General features: G+C 50.6%; 1 protein-coding gene. It reads right to left on the bottom strand.

Annotated elements, in window-relative coordinates; translation table 11 throughout:
* A partial coding sequence (sprA, locus tag WBV75_RS12935) for a cell surface protein SprA (protein ID WP_424121004.1) occupies positions 1-3,848 on the bottom strand: 3,848 nt, incomplete at both ends.

Genomic DNA, 3,848 nt, shown 5'->3' on the forward strand with positions numbered 1-3,848 from the left:
TCCGCTGTTGCAAAAGGGGCAATTCCAGACTCTCCACCCCGGGTTCCAGGACATCCCTGAAGCGCTGCTGGTTGAATTGCCTGTTCACATCCGATTGGACGGAAACACTCGTGGGAAGGAGGTTGAAGTTGAAATCCTTTAACCATTGCCAGTAGCGGCCATTGAGGATCGAGTCATTCTTGGCAAAAGGCTCCACGGTTGCAGGTTTGAAATTATGGTTGTAGATCATACCCGCCCGCACATTCTGGTCTTTGAGTTCCGCCACCTCAAAGTCGCGGTGATTGGTCTCGTTATACGAATAGTTGAAGGTGAAATTCTCAATGTCAAAAAAGTTTTCCTCCGCTTCCTCAGACCTGTTCTTTCGGACCCCGATAAAGTTGACACTGGTCCGTTTGGTGTAGTCTTCCGCCTGCTCGAGTATGGCGTCAGCTTCCTCCGCGGTATCGGCGGCATCGATTCGATCCTGTAGTTTAAGGTCGTCGTAAACAGGGTCGAATTCAGGGGTTATGATTTGTTCGGAAATCCCATAGTTAAAAGGGATTTGTAAGCCCCATTGCCGTGGGAATAGCTTACCGATTTCTACATTGGTCACCACTCCATAGGAGACCTGATCTTCCCGCAAACGCTCATTGGGTCGCTGATCGATGGCCCCAAATCCGGACGTGGAAGTATTCCCCGTAGCCGAAACATTGGCAAAGTCCGCCATATTCGCATCCAGGGATGCCACAGCTGCCCATCCCCCATTGTTATCCAGTCCGGCCAGTCGCAGTTCATTAAACCAGACTTCCGTTCTCAAGGGGACGTTATCGATATTCTTGATTCCAACCATCGCGCTGCGTATGCTCCCCAGGGATGGATTTCCCCGAATACCAATACGGATCCTCCCGGCTTCCCGGGGCGCAAATTCATCCACGACAACAGCCTCTCCGTCCAGGATCTCGTAAAAGGTCGTCTGCCCCAGCGTCTGATCGGATATACCCTTGGACTTCACCTTGTTCAAGTCGGCCAGTGCCACATCGAGATTGTTGATCTCAGGCCAGATTTGTTCCGGGGTCCGGGCAGAAAAATCCGTAAAGGAAAGGGGCACCTCCAACTGATAGAAATTCTCGGAAAAATCTGTTCCTATTCGAAGGAAAGCAACTGCGGATTCCGTGTCGACATACGGATCCGAGGCGAGGAGCTTTTCGGCGTGCAGGAACATTTTGATACGCTCGTATTGTCGCAGGTCAATATTTACATTTTTGAATACGCCGCGGGAGTCCCGGGGTTCCAGATTTTCTACAACCAGGGAAAGGGATTGTTCATTCTGCCGGACTATGGTATTGTTGTTGTTCAGTTGTTCCCTAAAAACTCCCGGGGGCAAGACATAAGGTATTGGAATACGCGCATTGTTCTCTTCAATATTGACGGTATTCACATCCAGCAGGGTCGCATCATCTTCCGGAGGATCTTCAGTAGTCTGCAAACTCCGGGTATAGGTCCTCCAGTCCCCCCTAACCAGGTCCAGTGTGGCAAACCGCAACACCAGCGGGCTTTGAAAACCGGTAGTATACATCCTCATAAAACTGATGGAACGAAAATCTGAGATTCCCCCAATGGCGTCGGTAAAATCACTCAGTGGAATTTTGTATTGTATCCAGCGATAATTCAGCCTGGAACCATTGGGCAAGTCTGTGGTGAGACCCTCCCGTATATCGGTTACATAACGGTCCTCAACGGAGATTCCAGGGCGGATAGGGATGCGGTATTCGAAATAACTATCCACCGTATTCATCGTCAGGTCCCTGTCCACATCCTCTACATCGGGAAGTGTCGTATTTCCGCGGTCCGTATCGGTCACGGCAACAGGGGAGTTTCCCTGGGTGTTGTTAAAATCGAGATAGCGATCCAGGATTCCCCCCTCCCGGTTCAGGTAGTAGGTGTAATTATCCAAAGCAGGATCCTCAGGAGGGCCGTTATATCCAAAACTGGCCTCCGCAGCATCGTCCAGTCCGTCCAACCCGATATCCTGCAGGGCCCGGTTGGCCTCCTGGGCGTCAAAGGCATATACCAACGCCTGGGTGGAGGGGACCTGCCCCCAGACGGTGGACCTTACCAATTCGTTGGAATCGACTCCGGGAAGCCCGTTTTCATATTGCTTCCGCCCGTCGGGAAGGATATCCTCTGTAATGTTTCCCAGGTTTATTACGAGTTCCCCGGGGCCCGAAGCATCGCCGTCCACAAAGGGATCCAGCACCCAGAACTGTATAAATTCCACATTGGATTGCTCAAAGTTTGTACTGCTCAAAGAGCGCATGACACCTCCCCATTTTTCCCCTGCAGATTCTCCCGGGAAATTTGGATTTGCGTTGTAAGGTCCTTTTTGATTCGGATAATAGGCAATATCCAGGGTGTTTTGAACCGTAGTCTGACCCTGGGCAATATCGACCTGTGGGAAAACCTCATCTATAAAAATCCTCCGGGTTGCATTGGTAGAAAGGTCGTCATCTGTGATTCCGGTCGGGCGCTGATTGGTATAAAAAATCGGATCTATCGTGTACCAGGACACCTTGGCCCGCTCAAATCCGGCTTCCAGGTCCTGCTCCCCTTCGTCCAGGAATTCCAGAGGGGTACTGGCGAGGCTCCATCCGAGAAAACCCCGGATATCGATAAGTGCCTGGGCCCCTTCAAAATCGTCGAGATAGGCCGTGGTTTCGCCTTGAAAATCTGAATTTTTCGGAGAATTAGGCTGCAGGAAAGCGACTTCGCCCCGGAGCGAAACGTTAGAGGGGACATCCGTATCTACGTTGGGCAACATATTCGCCACACGGGTTAAAAACGGGACTTCTGTGGAATAATTTCCGTAGAGGTCAAAAACGGAATTATTCACCGGCTCTACGCCGAAGTTGGCTTTTTGGGTCAGGGGGCGTTCATTGAGGTTCAGCAGTGTTCCACCCAGCACAAAATTCTCATTGAACTGGTGTTCGAGGTTTAAAGCGGTATACCTCCGGGTCTGTTGTCCGAAAACGGCGTTGTTCTCGACAGAGATATTGATCGGGACATTGGAAGCCTCAAGACTGGGGTCGAGTATTTGAACGGTTCCCGCCTGGTAATTTACCGTATAGTCGATACCCTCCTGAAGTTGCCGACCCCCGGCTGTAACCCGGACCGAACCCTGGGGCACATTAAAGGCCCCGATGGGAATTCCCCCGCCACTCTGGGATTTATATTGCCCTTTAAGCCTGAATCTGTTTTTCTCAGCATCTTCAAGGGAAGCTGCCTTGGTCTGGATGTACATATTTCTGAATACGTACTTCTGCTGGTTGGGATTGTATCCCTGATCGTCCGGCTGATTGTAATCCCCCCCTCCAAGGAGTTCAAAAAGATAGGATCCAAAAGGTTCTACCTTGGTAAAAATGATCAGTCCGTTCTGGGGGTTTACTGTAATTCCGGGTACGTAGTCGAAGAATCCATCTCCCCCGGGTTGCACGTCGTTGTAAACATTGAGGCGGTCCAAATTAAAAACATCAAGGAGGATACGCTCTTCCAGGGGTTTGGGAGTATTTGGCCAACCCGCGTCGGGATCTACCGGGGTAATATAATTTCGAGGCGTGGGATCGTTGTAGAGGATATTGAGTTTAAAATCGTCTTCGGCCAGCTGAAAAGCCCCGGTGGCATAGATGTTTTTCATCATCAGATCCCAGATCGGATCTGAAACATTGGTAATATTACTTTTGAGCAACTTTACCACCAGGGTGTTGTTGTTGATCTGTAGATCTACACCCGGATCTACCGTGGTGGCATCCACCCCCCCGTTGGCAAATTCCCCGACCTGGAAAACCTCCCCGTCCAGGGTGTATTGAAAAGCA

Origin of the sequence: Robiginitalea sp. (assembly GCF_049588695.1) — a bacterium.
Lineage (GTDB): Bacteria > Bacteroidota > Bacteroidia > Flavobacteriales > Flavobacteriaceae > Robiginitalea.